A 5,524-nucleotide genomic window follows, 5' to 3' on the forward strand; every position below is an offset into this window, starting at 1 on the left:
AACTTGACTTCCACAAGGCGGTTTTCAGGAAACAAAAAGTCGCAATAACCGATACACTTATCAGTTATCAGTTATCAGTGGGGTGTGGGGTGTGGGGAAGTGGGGAAGTGGGGTGTGGGAAGAATAAATAAAAATAATCTCCTATCTCCTATCTCCTATCTCCTGTCTCCTGTCTCCTGAATACTGACCCCTGCCTTTTGCCTTTTGCCTTCGTTATAACCATTGTTGTAATTCCGGCCAACCCAAACCCTGACGCACGATATCCGGTTGATCGCTGGTAAAATCAACAATTGTTGACACTTCCGAACCGGGAGCCGAACCATCTTCGATAATTAAATCAACGATATGATCGAGGGCATCGAATAGCCTAGCGGTTTCTAATCCCTTGGTGGGAAAATCCCCCTCCTGATCGGGAAGATGAGCAGAACTAGAGATAATGGGATTTTCTAGGGTTTCGAGAATAGTGCGACAGATAACATGATCGGGAACCCGGATACCAGTGGTTTTCCGCTTCGGATTCATCACCACTTTCGGCACTAATTTAGTCGCCGGTAAGAGAAAAGTGTAGGGACCGGGTATAACTCGTCGCATAATCTTATAAGCATAATCGCTGACCACTGCGTACTCGGAAATATTCGACAAAGAAGAACAGAGAAACGTCAAGGGTTTATCATTAGATAGTTGCTTGATTTGGCGAACTCGTTCGACGGCGGATTTCACATTGAGATCGCAACCGATCGCATAGACGGTATCGGTAGGATAAAGCATAATTGCCCCATTTTTCAGGGCATGACAGATTTCTTGGATAGAACGTTGTTGGGGATTGTCCGGATGGAGAGAGTAAATAGTAGCCATGATAGCAAAATCGTCGCCTATTGGGATTGTCCCACGGGAATCGCCGGGGATATGTGTTTAGGGGCATTAGTAGATTTAGGAGTCCCCTTAGAATACCTGATTGCACAACTAAAAACTTTAGGAATCGAGGATGAATATCAGTTAAAGGCCGAAAAAGTGCATCGTCGCGGTCAAATTGCCACTAAGATTCACGTCGATGTCACTGCCGAGAAGTCCTCTGATCATCACCACCATCACCATCATACCCCCGCTCGCCATTTACCGGAGATTGAAAATTTAATTAAACAGGCAAATTTACCCCAGAAAGTCCAAGAATGGAGTTTAGCGGTTTTTCGACAACTTGCGATCGCAGAAGGGGCTGTTCACGGGATCGCACCGGAAAAAGTGCATTTTCACGAAGTGGGGGCAACCGATGCCATTATCGATATCGTCGGGACTTGTTTGGGTTTGGATTGGCTATCGGTGAGTGAATTATACTGTTCTTCTCTACCCACCGGCGGCGGTACAGTTCAGGCCGCCCATGGTCGTTTACCGGTTCCCGTGCCAGCAGTAGTACAAATGTTCAGTCGGCGACAAGTACCAATTTATAGTAATGGCATCGAAGCAGAGTTAGTAACACCCACGGGGGCAGCTATTGTGACAACTTTAGCTAAAAGTTTCGGTAAACCGCCGAAAATGCAGTTAGAAAAGGTCGGTTTAGGAGCAGGGACAAAAGATTTACCGATTCCCAATCTTGTCCGACTTTGGTTAGGGAAAAAAGAATCAGAAAAGCTAGATGAAAGCGAAACCGTGGCAGTTTTAGAAACTCAAATTGATGACTTAAATCCGCAAGCGATCGCCTACTTAAGTGAGTCTTTATTACAAGTGGGTGCCTTGGATGTATTTAGTCAAGCAATTACTATGAAAAAATCCCGTTTGGGAATACTTTTGACAGTAATTTGTGCCTTGGATAAAATTGCTATTTGTGAAAATATGATCTTTCAGGAAACCACAACTTTAGGCATTAGAAGGACGATTCAAGAGCGATCAATCTTAAAAAGAGAGATACAATCGATCGATACTGTCTATGGACAAATTCGGCTAAAAGTTGCCTACAAAGAGTCAATTAATCAACCGATTACCGTACAACCAGAATACGAAGATTGTGCCGCAATTGCCCGTCAGCATCATCTACCTTGGCGATTTGTTCATCAAATGGCCTTAGCTGTTTGGCAAGAAAAAAATCAGTCTTGATAGCAGGGCAATTTTATCATAAAACTGCTATTGTTCAAAAGAACGTAGGTTGGGTTGAAGCATGAAACCCAACGCCCGCTCATGTTACGCTACCGTTAACCCATCCTACAAACAATTGTGCCTCCCTACTTATATCCATTTTTCAAAAGCTATTTTCAGGAAAATAATCCCAATTTAAAACCTGTTCTTGGCTAAAAGGACAATCAACTGGGAAAGTTTCTTTTGGTAAATTAGTTTCATTTACCGTGGATGATATAGTTTTAAGATGTGCTAAACGATGCTTAAAGTCCCCAGCTAACCAAAAATTCATCAAAGACGAGATTATTAAGCCTAACTCTAACTTTCAATATGAAGCTTTTAGAAAAATGTTGATGATAGTTATTGGTTTAGCAACATTAGAAAAAATCGAAAAAAAGTCAGAAAAAACTGATAAAATTAGTACTTTAAAAGGTTATCTTGGTAATCTAAAGAAAAGTCGCAATCTAGCGGCTCATAGTCATACTAAAGGTACTTTGACAACCTATGATGCTCCTTCTGAAACTAAATATAATTTTGATAGAATATATGCTTTGTTAACAGAGTTAAGTAGGTAGGTATTAAAAACTTTCAGATCCCCCCGCCTATCGGCACCCCCCTTATCAAGGGGGGCAGGGGGGATCGAACCTAAAATCCATTTTTAATTTAATTATAACCAGCTACTTAGATGCAGAATTGCAGCGTCATAAGTGTTGACTTATTTCTCGTACAATCGCTTTTAGCGCACCTTCGACAAAGACAATCAGTCAAAATTAAACCCCCTAACCGGCGAAAATTAACTACAAGCGATCGAAAAACTGGGAAAATATTCAATTGATTCAATGTCATCTTTTTTAACTATCCTGCCCATGAATAATCAGGTCATCCGTACTGATAAAGCTCCGGCCCCTGTGGGTCCCTATAATCAAGCGATCGCCGCTCCTGGTCCTTTTCTCTTTGTTGCGGGACAAATTCCCCTAGATCCCGTCACGGGTGAAATCGTCTCCGGGGAAATTAGCGCCCAAACCGAACAAGTTATGGCCAATCTAGAGGGCATTTTAACCGCTGCTGGGGCTAATTGGTCAAATGTGGTGAAAACTACCGTCTTTCTCTCGGATTTAGCCAATTTCGGGGCGATGAATCAAGTTTATGCCCGTTATTTCCCCCCGGAAACCGCCCCGGCCCGGGCCTGTGTGGAGGTGGCCCGTCTTCCCAAAGATGTGCTAGTGGAAATAGAATGTATTGCCGCTTTAGCCTAAAAATTAAGGTGGGCATTGCCCACCCTAACCTAATCTCTCTCTAGACTACTAAAGCTTCTAGGATCGTCTTATTGTAGATAATTCGCCCTACAGTAGTACGCACATACTGAGAAATTATCTGACCATCCTTCTCGCGGGTTTTGCGTTCCCGATAATATTTCCAGATGCTGCCATCGGGGAGAGTTTCCGTTTCCAGGACTTCCTCATCGGGTTTATTGGTTTTCACCTTTTCTCCGACAGGTAAACGCAACCACACGGAAGCGTGTAGATCCACCAATCCCTGATCAAAAGCGCGAATAGCGTCATCCATGCTGGCGAAATAACGACCCCCACCCTTTTGGGCCTTGGGATTTTCGGCCGTGAGATAATAACAACCCAAAACCATATCCTGAGAAGGGGCAACAATCGGGCGACCGGTCGCCGGTGAGAGAATATTATGACAAGCTAACATCAACAATCGCGCTTCCGATTGTGCTTCCAGGGAGAGGGGAATATGTACGGCCATTTGGTCCCCGTCAAAGTCAGCGTTAAAAGCGGGACAGACGAGGGGATGTAACTGAATCGCCCGGCCCTCCACTAGGATCGGTTCAAACGCTTGAATGCCCAAACGGTGCAGGGTAGGGGCGCGGTTTAACATCACCGGGTGTCCCGTGATCACTTCATCCAAGACGTGCCAAACATTGGCATCCCCCCGTTGGATCATTTTCTTGGCCGCCTTGATATTATTGACGATGCCTAATTTAATTAAACGATGGATAACGAAGGGTTGGAACAATTCGATCGCCATTTCCCGGGGTAAACCGCATTGATAGATCTTCAACTTCGGACCGACAACGATAACCGAACGTCCCGAATAGTCAACCCGTTTACCGAGGAGATTTTGACGGAAACGCCCCTGTTTACCCTCGATAATATCCGATAAAGACTTCAGGGCGCGATTATTGGCCCCCACCACCGTGCGACCGCGACGACCGTTATCAATTAAAGCATCGACGGCCTCCTGTAACATCCGTTTTTCGTTACGGACGATAATTTCGGGGGCGAGAATTTCTTGCAGACGGGATAAACGGTTATTGCGGTTAATCACCCGACGGTAGAGATCGTTCAGGTCAGAGGTGGCAAAACGGCCGCCGTCCAACTGCACCATCGGGCGTAAATCGGGAGGAATCACGGGAATTACGCTTAAAACCATCCATTCTGCCTGAGAACCCGTGGCGACAAAGTTATCGATTACCCGGAGACGTTTAATTAATTTTGCCCGTTTTTGCCCTTTACTTTCGACAATTTCCGTCCGCAGTCTTTCCGCTTCTTCTTCCAGGTTAATTTCCTGTAAGAGTCTTTGGATAGCCTCGGCCCCGATACCCACTTCAATGCCGACTAATTCCGAATCCTCCGCGTAGATTTCTTCTTCGATCTCTAACCATTGATCTTCGCTGAGGAGTTGTTTATAACTAAGATTGCCGGCATTACCCGGATCGAGAACCACATAGGCATTAAAATAGACGATTTGCTCCACGTCCCGCAGGGGCATATCGAGCAGGATACTGAGATAGCTGGGAATACCTTTGAGATACCAAACGTGGGTGACGGGGGCAGCTAATTTGATAAAACCCATGCGATGACGACGTACCCGCGACTCGGTAACTTCCACCCCGCAACGTTCACAGACAATTCCCCGGTGACGGACGCGTTTGTATTTACCGCACCAACATTCCCAGTCCTTCGAGGGGCCAAAAATTTTCTCGCAGAATAACCCATCCATTTCCGGTTTGAGAGTCCGATAGTTGATCGTTTCTGGTTTGGTTACTTCTCCGACGACTTGACCGTTAGGCAGGTTTCTTTCTCCCCATTGCCGAATTCTTTCGGGGGACGCTAAACCGATTTTGACGTAATCAAATCTTTGATCTGTTGGAGTCTTCATTCTGAATTTTTTACTATGGGTGATGATCTGGGATAAGCGATCGCTCGCGCGTTCTCGATGCCCCGATGACAACTATTAGGCAGAAACGACGGTTAACTCAGTCACTTTTTCTTGGGGTCAAACTGGCCTGACCGAGTCCGGGACATTACATTATACAATTTTTCCAGTTCGATCGACCATTAAGTGATATTTTCCCAGATGGTGATGCTACCGTCGGCCGCAGCCGCTGCTAGGTGACAAT

At 45.3% G+C, this 5,524-nt stretch carries 5 protein-coding genes and 1 pseudogene; 3 read left to right on the forward strand and 3 right to left on the reverse strand.

The window, feature by feature from the left end:
* Positions 1-213: 213 nt before the first annotated feature.
* On the reverse strand, positions 214-855 hold the full coding sequence (locus PX482_RS22710; protein ID WP_002762761.1) for an L-threonylcarbamoyladenylate synthase: 642 nt from the start codon (positions 853-855) through the stop codon (positions 214-216).
* Here PX482_RS22710 and larC point away from each other — a divergent pair.
* Entirely contained in the window at positions 832-2,088 is a 1,257-nt protein-coding gene (gene larC, locus PX482_RS22715) for a nickel pincer cofactor biosynthesis protein LarC (RefSeq protein WP_002762763.1), read from the forward strand. The genes PX482_RS22710 and larC overlap by 24 nt on opposite strands.
* A gap of 142 nt (positions 2,089-2,230) precedes the next feature.
* On the opposite strand, the pseudogene PX482_RS27885 reads toward larC, so the two are convergent.
* Positions 2,231-2,335 (reverse strand): annotated as a pseudogene (locus tag PX482_RS27885) (DUF29 family protein); the annotation flags it as partial.
* Here PX482_RS27885 and PX482_RS22725 point away from each other — a divergent pair.
* A complete protein-coding gene (locus PX482_RS22725) occupies positions 2,334-2,681 on the forward strand; it encodes a hypothetical protein (RefSeq protein WP_002762766.1) in 348 nt (115 codons plus the stop codon). The pseudogene PX482_RS27885 and the gene PX482_RS22725 overlap by 2 nt on opposite strands.
* 264 nt (positions 2,682-2,945) lie before the next feature.
* Positions 2,946-3,362: a RidA family protein gene (locus tag PX482_RS22730; protein ID WP_002762767.1), complete on the forward strand. Its 417-nt coding sequence runs from the start codon at positions 2,946-2,948 to the stop codon at positions 3,360-3,362.
* 40 nt (positions 3,363-3,402) lie between these two features.
* On the opposite strand, the gene PX482_RS22735 is transcribed toward PX482_RS22730, so the two are convergent.
* Positions 3,403-5,283, reverse strand: a complete 1,881-nt coding sequence (locus PX482_RS22735; RefSeq protein WP_002762768.1) for a DNA-directed RNA polymerase subunit gamma — start codon at positions 5,281-5,283, stop codon at positions 3,403-3,405.
* Between the last annotated feature and the right edge of the window lie 241 nt (positions 5,284-5,524).

This window comes from Microcystis sp. M53602_WE12, assembly GCF_030065455.1.
GTDB classification, from domain to species: Bacteria; Cyanobacteriota; Cyanobacteriia; order Cyanobacteriales; family Microcystaceae; genus Microcystis; species Microcystis aeruginosa.